Source organism: Brevundimonas huaxiensis, from assembly GCF_014218725.1.
GTDB lineage: Bacteria > Pseudomonadota > Alphaproteobacteria > Caulobacterales > Caulobacteraceae > Brevundimonas > Brevundimonas huaxiensis.
On sequence record NZ_JABBJE010000001.1, the window covers coordinates 974,892 to 992,772 of the forward strand.

General features: G+C 65.6%; 18 protein-coding genes and 3 tRNA genes. 4 read left to right on the forward strand and 17 right to left on the reverse strand.

The annotated features are described in order from the left end of the window. Window positions 1-2: 2 nt before the first annotated feature. The 14 genes from nuoK to HF680_RS04980 form a co-directional block, all read right to left on the reverse strand. A complete protein-coding gene (gene nuoK / locus HF680_RS04915) occupies window positions 3-308 on the reverse strand; it encodes an NADH-quinone oxidoreductase subunit NuoK (RefSeq protein WP_045811222.1) in 306 nt (101 codons plus the stop codon). Then, window positions 308-934 (reverse strand): NADH-quinone oxidoreductase subunit J, encoded by a 627-nt coding sequence (locus tag HF680_RS04920; protein ID WP_185224239.1) that lies wholly within the window; start codon window positions 932-934, stop codon window positions 308-310. Before HF680_RS04920 ends, nuoK begins: the two co-directional genes overlap by 1 nt. A 74-nt stretch (window positions 935-1,008) precedes the next feature. Beyond that, window positions 1,009-1,500 (reverse strand): NADH-quinone oxidoreductase subunit NuoI, encoded by a 492-nt coding sequence (gene nuoI, locus HF680_RS04925; protein ID WP_017503987.1) that lies wholly within the window; start codon window positions 1,498-1,500, stop codon window positions 1,009-1,011. Beyond that, entirely contained in the window at window positions 1,500-1,679 is a 180-nt protein-coding gene (locus HF680_RS04930; RefSeq protein ID WP_045811223.1) for a hypothetical protein, read from the reverse strand. Before HF680_RS04930 ends, nuoI begins: the two co-directional genes overlap by 1 nt. Next, on the reverse strand, window positions 1,679-2,752 hold the full coding sequence (gene nuoH, locus HF680_RS04935) for an NADH-quinone oxidoreductase subunit NuoH (RefSeq protein ID WP_039247406.1): 1,074 nt from the start codon (window positions 2,750-2,752) through the stop codon (window positions 1,679-1,681). The genes HF680_RS04930 and nuoH overlap by 1 nt, the downstream gene beginning before the upstream one ends. Before the next feature lie 3 nt (window positions 2,753-2,755). After that, on the reverse strand, window positions 2,756-4,801 hold the full coding sequence (nuoG, locus tag HF680_RS04940; RefSeq protein WP_185224240.1) for an NADH-quinone oxidoreductase subunit NuoG: 2,046 nt from the start codon (window positions 4,799-4,801) through the stop codon (window positions 2,756-2,758). After that, entirely contained in the window at window positions 4,801-5,190 is a 390-nt protein-coding gene (locus HF680_RS04945; RefSeq protein ID WP_185224241.1) for a hypothetical protein, read from the reverse strand. The genes nuoG and HF680_RS04945 overlap by 1 nt, the downstream gene beginning before the upstream one ends. A 2-nt stretch (window positions 5,191-5,192) precedes the next feature. Beyond that, window positions 5,193-6,506 (reverse strand): NADH-quinone oxidoreductase subunit NuoF, encoded by a 1,314-nt coding sequence (gene nuoF / locus HF680_RS04950; protein ID WP_185224242.1) that lies wholly within the window; start codon window positions 6,504-6,506, stop codon window positions 5,193-5,195. Between the two features lie 5 nt (window positions 6,507-6,511). Then, complete coding sequence (locus tag HF680_RS04955) at window positions 6,512-6,775, reverse strand: hypothetical protein (protein WP_017503994.1); 264 nt, start codon at window positions 6,773-6,775, stop codon at window positions 6,512-6,514. Next, complete coding sequence (gene nuoE, locus HF680_RS04960) at window positions 6,775-7,452, reverse strand: NADH-quinone oxidoreductase subunit NuoE (RefSeq protein ID WP_185224243.1); 678 nt, start codon at window positions 7,450-7,452, stop codon at window positions 6,775-6,777. Before nuoE ends, HF680_RS04955 begins: the two co-directional genes overlap by 1 nt. Beyond that, the gene (locus HF680_RS04965; RefSeq protein WP_205196054.1) at window positions 7,449-8,627 is read right to left on the reverse strand and encodes an NADH-quinone oxidoreductase subunit D; all 1,179 of its coding nucleotides are present in this window, start codon (window positions 8,625-8,627) and stop codon (window positions 7,449-7,451) included. The genes nuoE and HF680_RS04965 overlap by 4 nt, the downstream gene beginning before the upstream one ends. An 86-nt stretch (window positions 8,628-8,713) precedes the next feature. Further along, window positions 8,714-9,343, reverse strand: a complete 630-nt coding sequence (locus tag HF680_RS04970) for an NADH-quinone oxidoreductase subunit C (RefSeq protein ID WP_017503997.1) — start codon at window positions 9,341-9,343, stop codon at window positions 8,714-8,716. Next, entirely contained in the window at window positions 9,340-9,969 is a 630-nt protein-coding gene (locus HF680_RS04975; RefSeq protein WP_087119131.1) for a NuoB/complex I 20 kDa subunit family protein, read from the reverse strand. Before HF680_RS04975 ends, HF680_RS04970 begins: the two co-directional genes overlap by 4 nt. Continuing rightward, window positions 9,939-10,316: an NADH-quinone oxidoreductase subunit A gene (locus tag HF680_RS04980; RefSeq protein ID WP_017503999.1), complete on the reverse strand. Its 378-nt coding sequence runs from the start codon at window positions 10,314-10,316 to the stop codon at window positions 9,939-9,941. Before HF680_RS04980 ends, HF680_RS04975 begins: the two co-directional genes overlap by 31 nt. A 205-nt stretch (window positions 10,317-10,521) precedes the next feature. Between HF680_RS04980 and HF680_RS04985 the strand changes: the two genes are divergently transcribed. From HF680_RS04985 to HF680_RS04995, 3 genes are all read left to right on the forward strand, one after another. Next, window positions 10,522-12,153 (forward strand): AbgT family transporter, encoded by a 1,632-nt coding sequence (locus HF680_RS04985; protein ID WP_185224245.1) that lies wholly within the window; start codon window positions 10,522-10,524, stop codon window positions 12,151-12,153. 96 nt (window positions 12,154-12,249) lie between these two features. Beyond that, a tRNA-Asp gene (locus tag HF680_RS04990) sits at window positions 12,250-12,326 on the forward strand. Between the two features lie 80 nt (window positions 12,327-12,406). Further along, window positions 12,407-12,483: transfer RNA gene (locus HF680_RS04995), tRNA-Asp, on the forward strand. Window positions 12,484-12,570: 87 nt separating this feature from the next. On the opposite strand, the gene HF680_RS05000 is transcribed toward HF680_RS04995, so the two are convergent. Continuing rightward, on the reverse strand, window positions 12,571-13,821 hold the full coding sequence (locus tag HF680_RS05000) for a glycosyltransferase (RefSeq protein WP_185224246.1): 1,251 nt from the start codon (window positions 13,819-13,821) through the stop codon (window positions 12,571-12,573). A 311-nt stretch (window positions 13,822-14,132) separates the two neighbouring features. Between HF680_RS05000 and HF680_RS05005 the strand changes: the two genes are divergently transcribed. Beyond that, window positions 14,133-17,426 carry an autotransporter outer membrane beta-barrel domain-containing protein gene (locus tag HF680_RS05005; protein WP_185224247.1) on the forward strand — a complete coding sequence of 1,098 codons (3,294 nt, stop codon included), beginning with the start codon at window positions 14,133-14,135 and terminating at the stop codon, window positions 17,424-17,426. 58 nt (window positions 17,427-17,484) lie between these two features. Here the strand turns inward: HF680_RS05005 and HF680_RS05010 are convergent. Further along, window positions 17,485-17,561, reverse strand: a tRNA-Val gene (locus HF680_RS05010). 34 nt (window positions 17,562-17,595) lie between these two features. Then, window positions 17,596-17,871 (reverse strand): HU family DNA-binding protein, encoded by a 276-nt coding sequence (locus tag HF680_RS05015; protein ID WP_017504003.1) that lies wholly within the window; start codon window positions 17,869-17,871, stop codon window positions 17,596-17,598. Window positions 17,872-17,881: the final 10 nt, after the last annotated feature.

The following is a 17,881-nucleotide window of genomic DNA, read 5'->3' on the forward strand; positions in this document are numbered from 1 at the left end:
GCTCAGCCCTTCATCACGGAGGCGTCGTCCACGGCGATGTTGCCGCGGTTACGGAAGAAGGTCACCAGGATCGCCAGGCCGACGGCGGCCTCGGCTGCGGCGACGGTCAGGACGAACATAGCCATGATCTGCCCGCTGATCTCGTTCAGATAGGCCGAGAAGGCGACGAAGTTGATGTTCACCGCCAGCAGGATCAGCTCGATCGACATCAAGATGATGATGACGTTCTTGCGGTTCACGAAGATGCCGAACACCCCGATGGTGAACAGGATTGCAGCGACCGTCAGATAGTGGGTCAGACCGATCATCAGAGAAGCTCCTCGGCGCTGACGCCTTCGCCCGTGGCGGCGGACTTGATCTCGACCGACTTGCGACGGTCGCGGTTCACCTGGTCGCCGGGGTTCTGGCGTTTGATGTGCGGCTTGTGGCGCAGGGTCAGGGTGATGGCGCCGATCATCGCGATCAGCAGCACGATCCCGGCCGCCTGGAAGAAATAGACATAGTCCGTGTAGAGCACGCGGCCGATGGCCTCGACATTCGTCACGCTGGCGTCCGGCGCGCCCGGCGCCGGCAGGCCCGCAGCGGCGCCGCCCTGAACCACGGCGACCGAGACGATGATCATCTCGACCAGCAGCACGGCGGCGACGATGGCGCCCAGCGGCAGATAGCGTGCGTAGCCTTCGCGCAGCTTCAGGAAGTCCACGTCCAGCATCATGACGACGAACAGGAACAGCACCGCGACCGCGCCCACATAGACGACGACCAGCAGCATCGCCAGGAACTCGGCGCCCAGCAGGACGAACAGACCCGCCGACGAGAAGAAGGCCAGGATCAACCACAGCACGCTGTGCACCGGGTTGCGCGCGGTCACGACCAGAAGGCCGGAAACCGTGGCGACCGCCGCCAGCAGATAGAAGGCTATGCCTTGCAGCATGTCGGGACGAAGCCCCTTTCGTATCGGCCGCGACCCCCATTCAGGAATCGCCGACCCGTTTAGCGAGATGCGCCTTAGCGGTAAGGCGCGTCGAGTTCCAGATTCTTGGCGATCTGCCGTTCCCAGCGGTCGCCGTTATCGAGCAGGCGTTGCTTGTCGTAGAGCAGCTCTTCGCGCGTCTCGACGGCGAACTCCGAGTTCGGCCCTTCCACGATGGCGTCCACCGGGCAGGCCTCCTGGCACAGGCCACAATAGATGCACTTGACCATGTCGATGTCGTAGCGGGTCGTGCGGCGGCTGCCATCGGCACGCGGCTCGGCCTCGATGGTGATGGCCTGGGCGGGGCAGATGGCTTCGCACAGCTTGCAGGCGATGCAGCGTTCCTCGCCGTTCGCATAGCGACGCAACGCGTGCTCGCCACGGAAGCGCGGCGACTGCGGATTGCGCTCGAAGGGATAGTTCACCGTCATCTTGGGACGGGCCATATATTTCAGCGACAGACCGATGGCGCCGATGACGTCCAGCATCATCGCGCCCTTGGTCGCTTGGACGATACGGGTGAACATCAGGGCTTATCCTTGGGGGCGGGCGTCGTCTTGGGGGCGGTCTGGCTGGCGCGCCAGTCCTGTTCAATGCGATCCTGGCGCTGCTGCCATTGATAGCTCGACTCGGGCATGCGCGACGGGTCGGGCGCGCAGGCGGCGGTCATCGCCACAAGACCGAGGCCGATGATAGGGCCGCGCATCACGACCCCACCACGAAGACGCGCCAAGCGGAAACGATCACGACCGCGACCAGCGACGTCGGCAGGAAAATCTTCCAGCCCAGACGCATCAGTTGGTCATAGCGATAGCGCGGCACGAAGGCCTTCACCATCGAGATCATGATGAACCAGAAGACCGTCTTGGCCATGAATGTCAGCAGATAGATCGTATAGGCGATCCAGGCCGGCAGCCCATCCATCCACGCCTGCGGCACGCCGGGGTTCCAGCCGCCGAAGAACAGCAGGCTGATCATCGCGGACATGAAGACGATGTTGACGTACTCGCCCATCATGAACAGCAGATACGGCGTCGAGCTGTATTCGACCTGATAACCGGCGACCAGTTCGGACTCGGCCTCGGGCAGGTCGAACGGCGGGCGGTTGGTTTCGGCCAGGGCCGAGATGAAGAAGATGATCGACATCGGGAACAGGATCACCACCAGCGGCCAGGTGTCGGCGCCGCCGCCGAAGCCGTACCAGTTCCAGAACATGCCCTTCTGGCTGTCGACGATCGCCGACAGGTTCATGGTGCCGGCCAGCAGGATCACATTGATGATGATCAGGCCGAGCGAGACTTCATACGACACCATCTGCGCCGCGGAACGCAGCGAACCTAGGAACGGATACTTCGAGTTCGAAGCCCAGCCGCCCATGATGATGCCGTAAACGCCCAGCGACGACACGGCGAAGATGTACAGGATGCCGACATTCAGGTCCGACACGACCCAACCGGGCGCGAACGGAATGACCGCCCAGGCCATGAAGGCCAGGATCACGGTGATGATCGGGGCGATGATGAAGACCGCCTTGTCCGCGCCGGCCGGGATCACGACCTCCTTCAGCACGAACTTGATCATGTCGGCGAAGGATTGAAGCAGGCCGAAGGGACCGACGACGTTCGGACCCTTGCGCATCTGCACCCCGGCCCAGACCTTGCGGTCGGCCAGCAGCAGGAAAGCGACGGCGATCAGCACGCCGACCGTGATCAGCAGGACCTGGCCGACCGTGATCAGCGTCCAGCCCAGAGGCGTGGCCCAGAAGGAAACGGGGTCCATGGCTTACTCCGCCGCCATTGCGACCGGCTGGGTCCGCAGGGCGGACAGCTCGGCCATCGTCGCGCTGGCGCGCGCTATCGGATTGGAAAGATACGGGTCGGTCACGACCGAGACGAAGGCGCGGTCGCCCAGATCACCCTTGGCGCCCAGGGCCGCCACGTCGAACGTCGCCGGCGCGGGCAGATAATCGATCCGGCCGAAGGTCGGATGATCGCCCATCAGCTTGGCGCGCAGTTGCTCCAGCGTGTCGTAAGGCAGGGTCTGATCGACGCGCGCCGACAGGGCGCGGATGATGGCCCAGTCTTCCTTGGCCTCGCCCTTGGGGAAGACGACGCGTTCGGCCATCTGCACCCGGCCCTCGGTGTTGACGTACAGGCCGGACTTCTCGGTATAGGCCGCGCCCGGCAGGATGACGTCGGCGCCGTGCGCGCCGCGGTCGCCGTGGCTGCCGAGATAGACGCGGAAGGCGTTCGAACCGGTCGGATCGACCTCGTCGGCGCCCAGCAGGAACAGCACGTCAAGCGCATCCGGCTTCAGCATTTCGGCGACGGTCAGGCCGCCCTCAGCCGGCACGAAGCCCATGTCCAGACCGGCGACGCGCGAGGCGGCGTGGTGCAGGACGTTGAAGCCGTTCCAGCCTTCGGCGACGACGCCGACCTTCTTGGCTAGGGCGCCGAGCGCGTTCAGGACTGCCGGGCCGCCCTCCCCGCCCAGCGCGCCCGAGCCGACGATGATCGCCGGACGCTCGGCCTTGGTCAGGAAGTCCAGCGCCGACTTCGGCAGCTTGGCCAGGGTCTGCGTGCCTGCGCCCAGATAGGCGTAGTCGAACGTCAGGTCAGTCTGTTCGCCGATCAGACCGATCTCCATGTCGCCCTTCAGCCAGGCCTTGCGCAGGCGGGCGTTCAGCAGCGGCGCCTCGGTGCGCGGATTGGCGCCGACGATCAGAACAGCGTCAGCCTTTTCAATGCCTTCCAGGCCGGAGTTGAACAGCCATCCCTCACGTGGGCCATACCCAACGGCGGCGCCGTCCTGGCGGCAGTCGGTGTTGTTAGAGCCCAAGGCGCGGAACAGATCCAGCGTCGCCTTCATCGACTCGGCATCCTGCAGATCGCCGGCGATCACGCCTATGCGGTCGGCCGGCGCGGCCTTCAGCTTGGCGGCCACGGCGTCTAGCGCCTCGTTCCACGAGGCGGCGCGCAGCTTGCCGTTCTCACGGATCCACGGACGGTCCAAACGGCGCGCGGTCAGGCCGTCAACGACGTAGCGGCTCTTGTCCGACAGCCACTCCTCGTTGATGCCCTCATTGACGCGCGGCAGCACACGCATGACCTCGGACCCGCGGTAGTCGGCGCGGATGTTAGAGCCCAGGGCGTCCATGACGTCGATGGTCTCAGTCTTCTTCAGTTCCCACGGACGATAGTGGTACTGCCACGGGCGGTGCGTCAGGGCGCCGACCGGGCACAGGTCGTTGACATTGCCCGACAGTTCCGAGGCGACCGACTTCTCCAGATAGGTCGTGATCTCGGCGTCCTCGCCGCGCGAGATCATGCCGATGTCCGGCACGCCGGCGACTTCGGTGATGAAGCGGACGCAGCGCGTGCATTGGATGCAGCGCGTCATGAAGGTCTTGATGGTCGGACCCATCGCCTTTTCTTCGACCGCGCGCTTGTTCTCCGAATAGCGCGAACCGTCGCGGCCGTAGCCGACCGACTGGTCCTGCAGGTCGCACTCGCCGCCCTGGTCGCAGATCGGGCAATCCAGCGGGTGGTTGATGAGCAGGAACTCCATCACCCCTTCGCGGGCCTTCTTGACCATCGGAGTGTCGGTGAAGATCTCCTGCCCTTCGGCGGCCGGAAGCGCGCACGAAGCCTGCGGCTTCGGCGGTCCAGGCTTCACCTCGACCAGGCACATGCGGCAGTTGCCGGCGATGGACAGGCGCTCGTGATAGCAGAAGCGCGGAATCTCTTGTCCGGCGCGTTCGGCGACCTGGAGCACGGTCATGCCGGGCTCGAACTCGGTTTCGACGCCGTTGACCTTGGCGATAGGCATCAGCGGGCCTCTTGCTTGGCGGCGGGAGCCGCCATTTGTACATCCACGGACATCGGCTGACCGTCGCGGAACAGGCCCGCGCCGTCGGCTTGCGCCCGGCATTCGAATTCCAGCCTGCCGCCATCGACTGGCGCGCGCCACGACACCTGGGCCGTGCGTTCGCCAGTGGCGGTGAAGGCGACCGCGTCGCCTTCCTGGCCATACATGCGGTTCACCACGTCGCGGCACGCCGCTTCGAGGTTCGCCGGAGCCGCCGCCGTCGCGACAGGCGCTACTTCAGCAGGAGCCGCCGTCGCGGGCGCGGTCGACGCTTCAGGCGCAGCCTTTTGCCGCTCGCCGCAAGCGGCGAGGATCGGAAGCGTCAGCAACAGGGCGACGGCGAGGCGCATCTCTACTCCGCCGCGATCGCGTGGCCGGCGAAGTTCGCGCGGCGGCTGCGATAGTTGGCGATCCGCTCTTCGATCTCGTGACGGAAGTGACGGATCAGGCCCTGAACCGGCCAGGCGGCGGCGTCGCCCAGGGCGCAGATAGTGTGGCCCTCGACCTGTCCGGCGACGTCCAGCAGCAGGTCGATTTCCGACGGATCGGCCTCGCCCACGGCCATCCGCTCCAGCACGCGCCACATCCAGCCGGTGCCTTCGCGGCACGGCGTGCACTGGCCGCAGCTCTCATGCTTGAAGAAGTAGCTGATGCGGGCGATCGCCTTCACGATGTCGGTGGATTCGTCCATCACCGTCACGCCGGCGGTGCCCAGCGACGAGCGAACCTCGCGCATGGAATCGAAGTCCATCAGGACCGTCTCGGCCTGTTCGCGCGTGATCACCGGGCAGGAGGCGCCGCCGGGGATGATGGCCTTCAGATTGCTCCAGCCGCCGCGCACGCCGCCGCCGTGATCCTCGATCAGCTGACGCAGCGGGATCGACATGGCTTCTTCGACCACGCAGGGGGCGTTCACGTGGCCGGACAGGGACATCAGCTTGGTGCCGGTGTTGTTCGGACGGCCGAAGCTGGCGAACCAGTCGGCGCCGCGACGCAGGATCGTGCCGACGACGGCGATCGACTCGACGTTGTTCACCGTGGTCGGGCAGCCGTACAGGCCCGCGCCGGCCGGGAACGGCGGCTTCAGGCGGGGCTGACCCTTTTTGCCCTCCAGCGATTCCAGCAGGGCCGTCTCTTCGCCGCAGATGTAGGCGCCGGCGCCGTGGTGGATATAGACGTGGAAGTCCCAGCCGTGGACGTTGCCGTCGCCGATCAGCTTGGCCTCATAGGCCTGCTTGACGGCGGCTTCCATCCGCTCGCGCTCCAGCACGTATTCGCCGCGCAGATAGATGTAGCAGGCATGGGCCTGCATCGCGAAGCTGGCGATCAGCGCGCCTTCGATCAGCAGGTGCGGATCATGACGCATGATCTCGCGGTCCTTGCAGGTCGCGGGCTCGGATTCGTCGGCGTTGATGACCAGGTAGTGAGGACGATCCTTCACCTCCTTGGGCATGAACGACCATTTCAGGCCGGTCGAGAAGCCCGCGCCGCCCCGGCCGCGCAGACCCGAGGCCTTGACATTGTTGATGATCCAGTCGCGGCCAAGGTCCAGCATGTCCTTGGTGGCGTTCCAGGCGCCGCGGTTCTTCGCCCCGTCCAGCGTCCAGTCGTGGAAGCCGTACAGGTTGGTGAAGATGCGATCCTTGTCTTCGAGAATGCCGACCATGGCCCTCAGAGTCCTTCCGCCAGACGGCGCTTGTGGTGGCGCGTGCGCATCCAGATGGCCGCGATGACCATCACCCAGCCCGCCGCCAGCATGAAGTAGGAGAGATTGACCGCCCACGGCCCAACTGCGCCCTGACGCGAGATCAGGATCAGAACGGCCGCGCCGACGACCATGGCCAGGCCGCCCGCGCGCAGCGGACGCCCGACGTTGCGCAGTTCCTTGCGGTAGGCTGCGCGGCCCTCCTCGGTGTTCAGATCCGGCGGCGACATCAGGCCGGCGCCTTCTCGACCGGCGCGGGGTCGCTGTTCGGCAGCTTCTTGATCGGCTTGGCGGCCCGGCCGTCATATAGCGTCGCATCGAGCAGGGTCTTGGGCCCGCCCTCCGGCGCCGCATTGGTGCGACCGATGTATGAGCCCGGCTCGGGCGTCTTGCCGGCGGCGAAGTCGTCGATGATCCGGCCGATCGTATCGGGCGTCAGATCCTCGAAGTAGTAGTCGTTGATCTGGGCCATCGGCGCGTTGGAGCAGGCGCCCAGGCATTCGACTTCCTGCCATGTAAAGCGGCCGTCGGCGGACAGATGATCCTTGGGACCGATCTTCTCCTTGCAGACGCGCATCAGCTCATTGGCGCCGCGCAGCATGCACGGCGTGGTGCCGCACACCTGGATCAGCGCCGTCTTGCCGACCGGCTCCAGCATGAACATGGTGTAGAAGGTCGCGACCTCCAGCACCCGGATATAGGCCATGTCCAGCAGCTCGGCGATGGCGCGGATGGCGGGTTCGGACACCCAGCCTTCCTGCTTCTGCACCAGCCACAGAATCGGGATCACCGCCGACTGACGACGGCCTTCCGGATACTTCTTGATCCACCATTCGGCCTTGGCCGTCGTATCGGCCGAGAAGGCGAACGAGGCCGGCTGTTCCTTGGCGAGACGACGAACGCTCATCGGTCCACTTCTCCGAAAACGATGTCGAGCGAGCCCAGGATGGCGGACACGTCGGCCAGTTGGTGGCCGCGGTTCATCCAGTCCATCGCCTGCAGCGAGCGATAGCCCGGCGCCGAGATCTTCACGCGGTAGGGTTTGTTGGTGCCGTCCGACACCAGATAGATGCCGAACTCGCCCTTGGGCGCCTCGACCGCGGCATAGACCTCGCCCTCGGGCGTCTTGAAGCCTTCGGTGTAGAGCTTGAAGTGGTGGATCAGCGACTCCATCGAGCGCTTCATCTCGCCACGGCGCGGCGGAACGATCTTGTTGTCCTCGACCATCACCGGCTCGCCGGGGCAGTTGCGCAGCTTGTGGATGCACTGCTCCATGATCCGCACCGACTGCTTCATCTCCTCGATGCGCACCAGATAGCGGTCCCAGCAGTCGCCGTTCTTGCCGACGACCACGTCGAAGTCGAGCTCGGCATAGCACTCATAGGGCTGCGACTTACGCAGGTCCCAGGCGATGTTCGAGCCGCGCAGCATAACGCCGGTGAAGCCCCATTCCAGGGCCTGCTGCTTGGACACCACGCCGATGTCGACGTTGCGCTGCTTGAAGATGCGGTTCTCGGTGACCAGGCTTTCGATGTCTTTCAGCGCCGGCGGGAACTCGTGGCACCAGCGGCCGATGTCGTCGATCAGGTCCATCGGAAGGTCCTGGTGGACGCCGCCGGGACGGAAATAGTTGGCGTGCAGACGGGCGCCGCAGGCGCGCTCGTAGAACACCATCAGCTTTTCGCGTTCCTCGAAGCCCCAGAGCGGCGGCGTCAGGGCGCCGACGTCCATGGCCTGGGTCGTCACGTTCAGCATGTGCGACAGGATGCGGCCGATCTCGGAGTACAGGACGCGGATCAGCTGCGCCCGATACGGAACCTCGATCCCCAGCAGCTTCTCGATGGCCAGGCAGAAGGCGTGCTCCTGGTTCATCGGCGAGACGTAGTCCAACCGGTCCAGATACGGCACGTTCTGAAGGTAGGTGCGGGCCTCCATCAGCTTTTCGGTGCCGCGGTGCAGCAGGCCGATGTGCGGATCGACGCGCTCGACGATCTCGCCGTCCAGCTCCAGCACCAAGCGCAGCACGCCGTGCGCGGCCGGGTGTTGCGGACCGAAGTTGATGGTGAACTTGCGGTCTTCCATCTCGCGCGCATGGGCGGTGCGGGTGTCGAGGTCGTCCTCGAACACATCGACGCCCAGCGGCGGCAGGGTGGGGTTTCCGTCAGCCATTACGCCTGGCCTCCCGCCTTCTCGTCGCCGGGCAGGACCGGCGCGGGGTATTCGGCGCCCTCCCAGGGCGACAGGAAATCGAAGGTGCGGAACTCTTGGGTCAGCTTGACCGGCTCGTAGACCACGCGGCGCTGTTCCTCGTCGTAGCGGACCTCGACATAGCCCGTCATCGGGAAGTCCTTGCGCAGCGGATGGCCTTCGAAACCATAGTCCGTCAGCAGGCGACGCATGTCCGGGTGGCCCGAGAACAGCATGCCGTACATGTCGTAGGCTTCACGCTCGAACCAGTTGGCGGCCGGATAGGCCGAAATGACCGACGGCACCGGCTGGGTCTCGTCGGTCGAGACCTTGACGCGCAGGCGTGCGTTCCGCGTCATCGACAGCAGGTGATAGACGACCTCGAACCGCTCCTTGCGATCCGGATAGTCCACGCCGCACAGGTCGAGCAGCTGCTGGAAGCCGAATTGATCGCGCAGCGTCGTCAGCACCTCGACGATCCGCTCGCGCGGCGCGACCAGCGTCAGTTCGCCGAACGCCACCTGGGCCTCGACGCCCAGGGCCCCGACCATCTCTGCGCCCAGCGGAGTCAGGGCGGCTTCGTGTTGCGCTTGAACAGCCAGAGAGGTCATCGGTCGATGGTCCCCGTGCGACGGATCTTCTTCTGCAGTTGCAGCAGGCCGTAGAGCAGCGCCTCGGCCGTCGGCGGGCAGCCGGGCACATAGACGTCGACCGGCACCACGCGGTCGCAACCGCGCACGACGCTGTAACTATAGTGGTAGTAGCCGCCGCCGTTGGCGCAGCTGCCCATCGACACGACATAGCGCGGATCGGGCATCTGGTCGTAGACCTTGCGGATGGCCGGGGCCATCTTGTTGGTCAGGGTGCCCGCGACGATCATCAGGTCCGACTGGCGCGGGCTGGCGCGCGGCGCCATGCCGAAGCGTTCGACGTCGAAGCGCGGCATCGACATCTGGATCATCTCGACCGCGCAGCAGGCTAGGCCGAACGTCATCCACATCAGTGAGCCGGTGCGGGCCCAGTTGATGACGTCGTCGGCGGCGGCGACCAGATAGCCGCGCTCGCCGAGCTCCATATTCACGGCCTCGAAGAACTTGTCGTGGACCTTGGGGTCATAACCCTCGACGGTCGAACGCGCGCCAGCGCCGGCCGGAACCAGCGGCGCGCCCGATGCGGACACCAGGCCCGCGGGCTTGGAAGCGGCGACTACTCCCATTCCAGGGCTCCCTTCTTCCATTCGTAGATGAAGCCGATGGTCAGCACGCCCAGGAAGACCATCATCGACCAGAAGGCGAAGACCATGCCGGCGTGCGACAGATCGAACATCGACACCGCCCACGGGAACAGGAAGGCGACTTCCAAGTCGAAGATGATGAACAGGATCGACACCAGATAGAAGCGGATGTCGAACTTCATCCGGGCATCGTCGAAGGCGTTGAAGCCGCACTCATAGGCCGACAGCTTCTCGCTATCGGGGCTTTTCGGCGCCAGCAGCAGCGGCAGGACGATGAAAAGAATGCCGATGAAGGCGGCTACGCCGGCGAAGACCAGGACCGGAAGATATTCGAGAAGGAATGCGTTCATTCGAAGAACCTCGTCCGCCGGGGAGAGGCGGGATTCGGCGCTTCTTAGACCCAAGACCGCCGCCGTTCAAACCCCTGCGACCATTGGATTTTCATTGAGAATGGCTCGCAACTTTGCGCGCCATATGTCGCAGGGCCGACGCTTGCGCGGCGCAGGGCTGCAAAGGCCTATTGGCGGCCCGATCGCGTAACCGAAAGTCATCCGAATGAGCCTAGCCAGCCGCGCCCTGAACGCTGTCGAACGGATCGGCAATCGGCTGCCCGATCCCGTCTTCCTGTTCCTGTGGCTGATCGGCGGTCTGATCGTCCTCAGCATGGTCGGCGCCGGCCTGGGCTGGTCCGCCGTCAATCCAGTCACCGGCGATCAACTGGTCGCCAAGAGCCTGCTGTCGGCCGAGAATCTGGAACAGTTGATCATCGGCATGCCGCGCACCCTGGCGGACTTCCCGCCTCTCGGCATCGTCATCACCATCATCTATGGTGCTTCGGTCGCCGAACGCACGGGGATGTTCGCGACCGCCATTCGCGGCGCCCTGCTGAACGCCCCGCGTTCCATACTGACGCCCGTCGTCGTGATCACCGGCATGGTGTCCCATCACGCGTCGGACGCCTCCTATGTCGTGGTCATCCCGCTAGCGGCCGTCATTTTCGCCGCAGCGGGCCGACATCCGCTGGCGGGTCTGGCCGCAGGCTTCGCCGCCGTGTCGGGCGGATACGCCGGCAACCTGTTTCCCGGCGCCAGCGACGCCCTGATCCTTGGCATCACCGAGCCGGCCGCCCGCCTGATCGATCCGTCCTATTCCGTGAACATCGCGGGCAACTGGTTCTTCATCGTCGGCGTCGTCTTCGTCTTCACCCCCATCGTCTGGTTCCTGACCGACCGGGTGATCGAGCCGCGCCTCGGCGTCTGGAAGCCGTCAGAAGGGGTCGCCGCCCCGAACGCTTCGGAAAAACAGCCCCTGACCGCCGCCGAAAAGCGCGGCCTGAAGTTCGCCGGCCTGGCGCTTCTAGGCATGATCGCGCTCTGGGCCCTGCTGACCTTCATACCGGGCTCGCCCTTCGTCGATCCCGAGGTGGACCCGGAGCAGAAGTTCAATCCGCTCTACAAGTCCCTGGTCGCCTTCTTCGCCATCACCTTCTTCGTCACCGGCGGGGCCTATGGGGCCGGAGCCGGCACGATTCAGTCGCACCGCGACATGGTCACGATGATGCGCGACGGCATCGCCCAGTTGGCGCCCTATATCGTGCTGGCCTTTTTCGCCGCGCACTTCGTGGCCATGTTCAACTGGTCGGGGCTGGGGCCGATCCTGGCGGTCAATGCGGCGGCGGGTCTGAAGACCCTGGCCCTACCCGCCCCTCTGCTGTTGATCTGCGTCGTCTTCGTCTCGTGCTTCTTCGATCTGTTCATCGGTTCGGCCTCGGCCAAGTGGTCGGCCCTGGCGCCCATCGTGGTGCCGATGTTCATGCTGCTGGGCATTTCGCCCGAGATGACGACCGCCGCCTATCGCATGGGTGATTCCGTCACCAACATCGCCACGCCGTTGATGAGCTACTTCCCCCTGATCCTGACCTTCGCCCAGCGCTGGGATCCGCGATTCGGCCTCGGTTCCTTGATGGCGACCATGCTGCCGTATGCCGGAGCCTTCCTGGTCGCCGGTCTGGCCATGGTGGCGGCCTGGGTGGCCTTCGACCTGCCGCTGGGGCCGGGCGTCGGCGTCCACTATGAGCCGCCGCCTCCCGCCGTGGCGGCCCATGAGCCTGCCGACGGCGGCGTAGCGGGCCCGCACAGCCCGCCCCAGGCGGCGATCGTGACACCGTCCACAGCCCCGTCGCGTTGAGGGGCGCGTTTCTCCGAAAAGGTCGCTTGACGCGATGTGTCAGCCCGCCTAAACGACGCCCCTCGCCGGGGCGCACAGCCGCTTCGGCCGGGAAACGCGGGTGTAGCTCAGTTGGTTAGAGTGCCGGCCTGTCACGCCGGAGGTCGCGGGTTCGAGCCCCGTCACTCGCGCCACTCTCTCTAGAAATAGAAGAGTGGCGCACACCGCCTTCCCAAAAAGCTTTCGAAACAGCTCAAAAGTTTCGACCTGATACGCGGGTGTAGCTCAGTTGGTTAGAGTGCCGGCCTGTCACGCCGGAGGTCGCGGGTTCGAGCCCCGTCACTCGCGCCACTTCTTTTCAAGACATCGATATAAAAGAAGTGGCGCACTCCCGTTTTCGGAAACGCGCCATTCTAACGCGTCGTGGCCTTGGCCGCCTCAGTGCAGCGGCAGTGCCATATCCGGGTTCACGAACGCCGCTTCGCCCGTCAGCTCGCCATAGACCATGCAGAGGTCTTCGAAGACGCGGTTCCAGGCGAACTGGCTGACCGCCTTCTCGCGCGCCGCCCGGCCGATCGCTTCGATATCGCGCGCGAACAGGGCCTCGACCGCCTGGGCATAGTCGTCGGCATCCGCGCTGGCGGCCAGTTGCCCCACGCTCTCGTCGACCGTCTCGGCGACGCCGCCCGCATTGACCCCGACCACGGGCCGACCGCAGGCCATGGCCTCCAAAACGATCAGCCCGAACGGCTCTTTATCATTGGCGTGAACGAAGGCGTCGCAGCTGGCGATGATCTTTGCGACCGCCTTGGGATCGCTTTCATAGGGCATGGAGATGACGCGATCTTCCTCGGGCATCCCCGCGCCTGCGCCGACCAGCACCAAGTGATACGGGGCGCCCAGCTTCTGGACCGCCTCGATCAGCACGTCGACGTTCTTTTCCTTGGCCGGACGACCGGCGAAGCACAGCAGGCGCGCGTCCTCGCCCAGACCCAGCTGTTTCAGCAGCCACTGCCGGTCACGACGGTCCGGACGGAAGGTGTCGATCTCCACGCCCAGAGGCCGGATGACGATGTTGTTCACACCGGCCTCTTCCAGGCGCCGCGCGATAAAGCGACTGGGCGAAACGACCCGATCAAACTGCGAGAAAAGCTTCGCCCAACGTTTCTCAACCGGCTTCTTGGCCCATTCGCCGAAATGCAGCGCCGCCAGCCCGGCCGGATCGGAGTGGCAGAAACCGACGACCGGGCATCCGACCCGCTGCCCGGCCTCCAAAGCCCCCTGCCCGGGCGTGTAAGGATCTCCGGCCTCGATGATCGACGGCTTCATGGCCGCCACCCAGGCGCTCCAGCGCTTCACCGAACTGGGCCAGCGATAGCCGTCGCCGAACGGCAGCTTGGTGGCCCGAAGTTGCACGATGCCGTCGGCGCGCGCCTTGTGCCGCGCACCCGGCACGATCAGCGAGTGACTGATCCCCGGCCGATTGGCCTCGATCCACGCCTTCTTGGACAGGATATATCGCTTCACCCCGCCCGAGCGCGGCGCATAGAGCATTGTGGTGTCCACTAGGCGGGGCCGCTCGTCCATCGCCGCCGCCTTTAAGGCCCGCAGCGTATCGGCGACTTCCACGTCCAGCCCCGGAATCAGTCGGAGTTCGCTTTCTTGGACGTCGAGGTCTGTCATGCTCATGGAGTGTTCTCGCCTGGTCTGGGCTGTCGAACGCCGGAGGTGTTCGATGGATGCGTCCACGGGACGCGGCCTTTGGACCGTTCGACGCCCGTAAACCTGGGCGCGGCAAAGCTCAAGTGCGCGCCGTAGCGATTCCCTCCGCATTCGTCCTATCAGGCATCGACGAACGAACGCGGGTCGCCTTACAGCATCGCCTCACGACCATCACGGCCTTGCATTCGCCTCAAATTCGATAAACTTGGAACGCTGGCGCGGACCCTGCTAAGGGGTCTCCCGTAACGTGACGCGTGACCACCAGGGGTTTCTACCGAATGCGTATTTTGCTCGCGACCGCCGTGGCGATCGCCCCCTTGATGGTCGCCACAGGATCCCAGGCCGAGATCGTGATCTCGAACGCCCGGACCACGCCGATCCAGACGTCCAATGCGACGGGCACGGCCGCCGACAATATCCGCATCGCCAGCGGCGGCAGCGTCGCCGTCGCTTCCGGTGCGGCCGTGACCCTGAACAGCAACAACATGGTCGATCTGGATAGCGGCAGCTCGATCACGATGGACAAGTCGGCCGATGGCTCGACGGGTCTTCTGGTCAACGGCGGCAACACCGGTTCGGTGATCGTCGGCGGCTCGATCACCGTCAACGACACGCTGGAAGCTGCCGACATCAAGGACACCGACGGCGACGGCGATCTTGACGGCCCGTTCGCCACCGGAACCGGCCGCTACGGCGTGCGGGTCACCGGCGCCTCGCCCTTCACCGGCAACATCCTGGTCGAGGGCACGGGCGCAATCGCTGTGGAGGGCAACAATTCCTACGGCCTGTCCGTCGAATCCGCCCTAAACGGCAAGCTTCAGAGCCTGGGCACCGTCCGTGTGACCGGCAACGACAGCGCCGCCATACGCACCACGGGGCCGATTTCGGGCAATGTCGATCTTGCCGGCTCCATTTCGGCGCTGGGCGCCAATGCGACGGGCGTTTCCATCGAAGGCGATGTCGGCGGGGCGCTCAAGATCCATTCCTCCGTAGTGGCCACCGGCTATCGCTACACCACCCCGCCGCCCGCCCGTCCGACGACCGGCACCTTCGACAACGCGACGACCCTGTTCCTGGACGAACTCGACGCCGACGATCTGCTGCAAGGCGGACCGGCCGTGCGCGTCGGCGCCAATGTCGCCGGCGGCGTGCTGCTGGACAAGGCGCTCGCCTATTCCGAGGCTGGCATCGAGGGCGACGACGACAAGGACGGCGTCAAGAACGGCGACGAGGACGATGACGGCGACGGCATCAAGAACCGCGACGATCCGGACCGTGACGGCGACGGCATCCCGGACGCCAGCGAGACAGCCGCCTCCATCACGTCGCTGGGCGGCGCGCCTGCGCTGCTGATCGGCTCGACGACGAACACCGTGACCCTCGGCGCTGTCGGAACAGGCGATGCGGCCTATGGTCTGATCAACCGCGGCACCATTGTCGGCTCCGGCCTTTACTCCGGCGTGGAGTCGCGCGCCGTGCAACTCGGCGTGACCGGCGGCCAGGCCGTCAACGTTGTCGGCGGCGTGCGCAACGAGGGCGGCATCTCGTCGACCGCCGTCGATGCGAACGCCACCGGTCTGTGGATCGGCTCGGGCGTGACCGCTCCGACGATCAACAATTCGGGCGCCATTCAGGCCGTCGCTTCGGGCAAGCAGACCCAGAGCGCGACCGGCATTCTGATTGGTGCAGGCGCAAACGTCGGCTCCCTGACCAACACCGGCAACCTCGTCGCCTCTTTCGGCGGCAATCAGGGTTCGGCCACCGTTATTCGTGACCAGTCCGGCAGCCTGACCCAGCTGAACAACGCCGGTTCGATCATCGGCTCGCTCACCCCTAACACCGACGATACAAATCCTGTCACCGGCAAGGTGACCGCCATCGACGTCTCGGCCAATACGACCGGCGTCACCCTGCGGCAATACGGCATTGCCGCCGCTGCAGGCAGCACGGCGACGGACACGGACAAGGACGGCGTGCCGGACGCGGCCGAACCGGCCATCGTCGGCGCGATCAAGCTGGGCTCTGGCGCCGACACGCTCAATATCGAGAACGGCGTCGTGAACGGCGACATCGATTTCGGCGCCGGCGCGGACCGGCTGAACATCAGCGGCGGCGCGGTTGTGACCGGCGCCATCGCCAACAGCGACGGCCTGCTGGACATCAATGTGTCCAAGGGCACACTGGCCGCGACCCAGACCGGCGCCACGGCGATCTCCAACCTGAATATCGGCGCCGAAGGGACATTGCTGGTCAATCTTGACCCCGCCAACGACCGTGCCGGCGGCTTCAACGTCAGCGGCAATGCGACCCTGGCGACAGGCTCCACCCTGGGCGTCCGCTTCTCGTCGCTGATCGATCAGCCCGAGCGGTTCAACGTCATCACGGCCGGCACGCTGAATGTGGGTCAGATCAACCAGACCCTGCTGTCGGACAACTCGCCCTATCTTTACGTCGTGCAGGGCGGCGTCGCCGGCAACACCGTCTATGTCGACGCGCGTCGCCGCACGGCTTCGGAGGCCGGTCTGATCCCGGTCGAGGCGTCCGCCTACGACGCCGTCTATGGCGCGCTGGGATCCAATGAGGCCCTGCGCAACCTGTTCCTGTCGCAGACGTCGCGCGACGGCTTCATCGACGCCTACGAGCAGATGCTGCCCGACCACTCCGGCGGACCGCTGATGTCGCTGTCGGCCGGCGTCGATGCGGTCACCCGCGCGCTGACCGGCCGCAACGCCGCCGCCGCGCCGGGTGAAACCAGCGCCTGGGTGCAGGAGATCAACTTCTACGCCGACAAGGACAAGACCGACTCCTACGGTTTCCGCTCGGAAGGCTTCGGCGTCGCCGGCGGCGTCGAAAAGGGCACCAGCCTGGGCGCCGTCGGCATCTCGGCCGCCTTCACCTCGTCCGACATCAAGGATCCCGAGGCCGAGGCCGAAGAGGTTCTGTCCGCCAACCTGCTTGAGCTGGGCCTGTACTGGCGCGCTCAGGGTCAGTATTGGACGACCTGGGCCCGTGCGGCGGGGGGCTACGCCTCCTTCAGCGCCGATCGCTCGCTGGTCGCGACCGGCGTCTATCTGAACAACAAGTCCGACTGGCATGGCTGGACGGCGGCGGTCGCCGGCGGCGCCTCGTATGAGCGCAACTTCGGCCGTCTGAACATCCGCCCCGAAATCTACGGCGAGTATTTCAGCCTGTCGGAAGGCTCGCGCAGCGAGAAGGGCGGCGGCGACGGCTTCGATCTCGACATCGATTCGCGCGACAGCCACATCTTCTCGGCGGTGGCGGCGATGAACGTCGGCTACGGCTTCGGCCGCAACGGCTGGATCCGTCCGGAACTGCGCGTCGGCTATCGTCAGAACATCTCGGTCGACGCCGGCGAAACCATCGCCCGCTTCGCCAGCGGCGGCCCGGACTTCATCCTGTCGCCGGACGCCATCGAAGGCGGCGGGCCGATCCTGGGCTTCCGCCTGAACTTCGGCAACGAACTGGGCATGCTGTCGCTGACCGGCGACGCCGAGCTGCTGGAAGACTACGTCCGCTACTCGCTGCTGCTGCGGGCCAGCTTCCGCTTCTGATCGCAGCCCGATCCAGACAAACGAAAGGCCGCCGGAGCGATCCGGCGGCCTTTTTGTTTGGTAGGCGGCGACGGGTTCGAACCGCCGACCCTCTCGGTGTAAACGAGATGCTCTGACCAGCTGAGCTAGCCGCCCCCAAGGGCAGAGACGGGCTTATGCCCGTCGCGCCTCAACCGTTCAAGGCGCTTTTCAAACCTTCGCCCGGGCGAAAGCGCGCGGTGCGCGAGGCCGGGCGCGCGACCGCCGCACCGGTCTGCGGATTGCGCGCGACGCCGGCCTTGCGATCCACGGCGACGAAACTGCCGAAACCGATCAGCTTCACATCCGCGCCCCGCGTCAGCGACTCGGTCACGCCGTCCGTAAACGCCTCCAGCGCCGTCTTCGCCTGGTCGCGGCTGATGTTCGCCGCGCTGGCCATCCGGCCGATCAGTTCCGCCTTGGTCATTCGTCCCCTC

Excerpts from the sequence above, each read along its gene's own strand:
- nuoH (WP_039247406.1), bottom strand. The coding sequence starts at position 2,752 with ATGGACCCCGTTTCCTTCTGGGCCACGCCTCTGGGCTGGACGCTGATC.
- HF680_RS05005 (WP_185224247.1), top strand. The coding sequence starts at position 14,133 with ATGCGTATTTTGCTCGCGACCGCCGTGGCGATCGCCCCCTTGATGGTC.
- HF680_RS04985 (WP_185224245.1), top strand. The coding sequence starts at position 10,522 with ATGAGCCTAGCCAGCCGCGCCCTGAACGCTGTCGAACGGATCGGCAAT.
- nuoF (WP_185224242.1), bottom strand. The coding sequence starts at position 6,506 with ATGGTCGGCATTCTCGAAGACAAGGATCGCATCTTCACCAACCTGTAC.
- nuoI (WP_017503987.1), bottom strand. The coding sequence starts at position 1,500 with ATGTTCACCCGTATCGTCCAAGCGACCAAGGGCGCGATGATGCTGGAC.
- HF680_RS04980 (WP_017503999.1), bottom strand. The coding sequence starts at position 10,316 with ATGAACGCATTCCTTCTCGAATATCTTCCGGTCCTGGTCTTCGCCGGC.
- HF680_RS04955 (WP_017503994.1), bottom strand. The coding sequence starts at position 6,775 with ATGTCGCCGCCGGATCTGAACACCGAGGAGGGCCGCGCAGCCTACCGC.
- HF680_RS04970 (WP_017503997.1), bottom strand. The coding sequence starts at position 9,343 with ATGACCTCTCTGGCTGTTCAAGCGCAACACGAAGCCGCCCTGACTCCG.
- HF680_RS04920 (WP_185224239.1), bottom strand. The coding sequence starts at position 934 with ATGCTGCAAGGCATAGCCTTCTATCTGCTGGCGGCGGTCGCCACGGTT.
- HF680_RS04975 (WP_087119131.1), bottom strand. The coding sequence starts at position 9,969 with ATGGAAGAAGGGAGCCCTGGAATGGGAGTAGTCGCCGCTTCCAAGCCC.
- HF680_RS04945 (WP_185224241.1), bottom strand. The coding sequence starts at position 5,190 with ATGCGCCTCGCCGTCGCCCTGTTGCTGACGCTTCCGATCCTCGCCGCT.
- HF680_RS04930 (WP_045811223.1), bottom strand. The coding sequence starts at position 1,679 with ATGCGCGGCCCTATCATCGGCCTCGGTCTTGTGGCGATGACCGCCGCC.
- HF680_RS05000 (WP_185224246.1), bottom strand. The coding sequence starts at position 13,821 with ATGAGCATGACAGACCTCGACGTCCAAGAAAGCGAACTCCGACTGATT.
- nuoG (WP_185224240.1), bottom strand. The coding sequence starts at position 4,801 with ATGCCTATCGCCAAGGTCAACGGCGTCGAAACCGAGTTCGAGCCCGGC.
- nuoE (WP_185224243.1), bottom strand. The coding sequence starts at position 7,452 with ATGAGCGTTCGTCGTCTCGCCAAGGAACAGCCGGCCTCGTTCGCCTTC.
- HF680_RS05015 (WP_017504003.1), bottom strand. The coding sequence starts at position 17,871 with ATGACCAAGGCGGAACTGATCGGCCGGATGGCCAGCGCGGCGAACATC.
- HF680_RS04965 (WP_205196054.1), bottom strand. The coding sequence starts at position 8,627 with ATGGAAGACCGCAAGTTCACCATCAACTTCGGTCCGCAACACCCGGCC.
- nuoK (WP_045811222.1), bottom strand. The coding sequence starts at position 308 with ATGATCGGTCTGACCCACTATCTGACGGTCGCTGCAATCCTGTTCACC.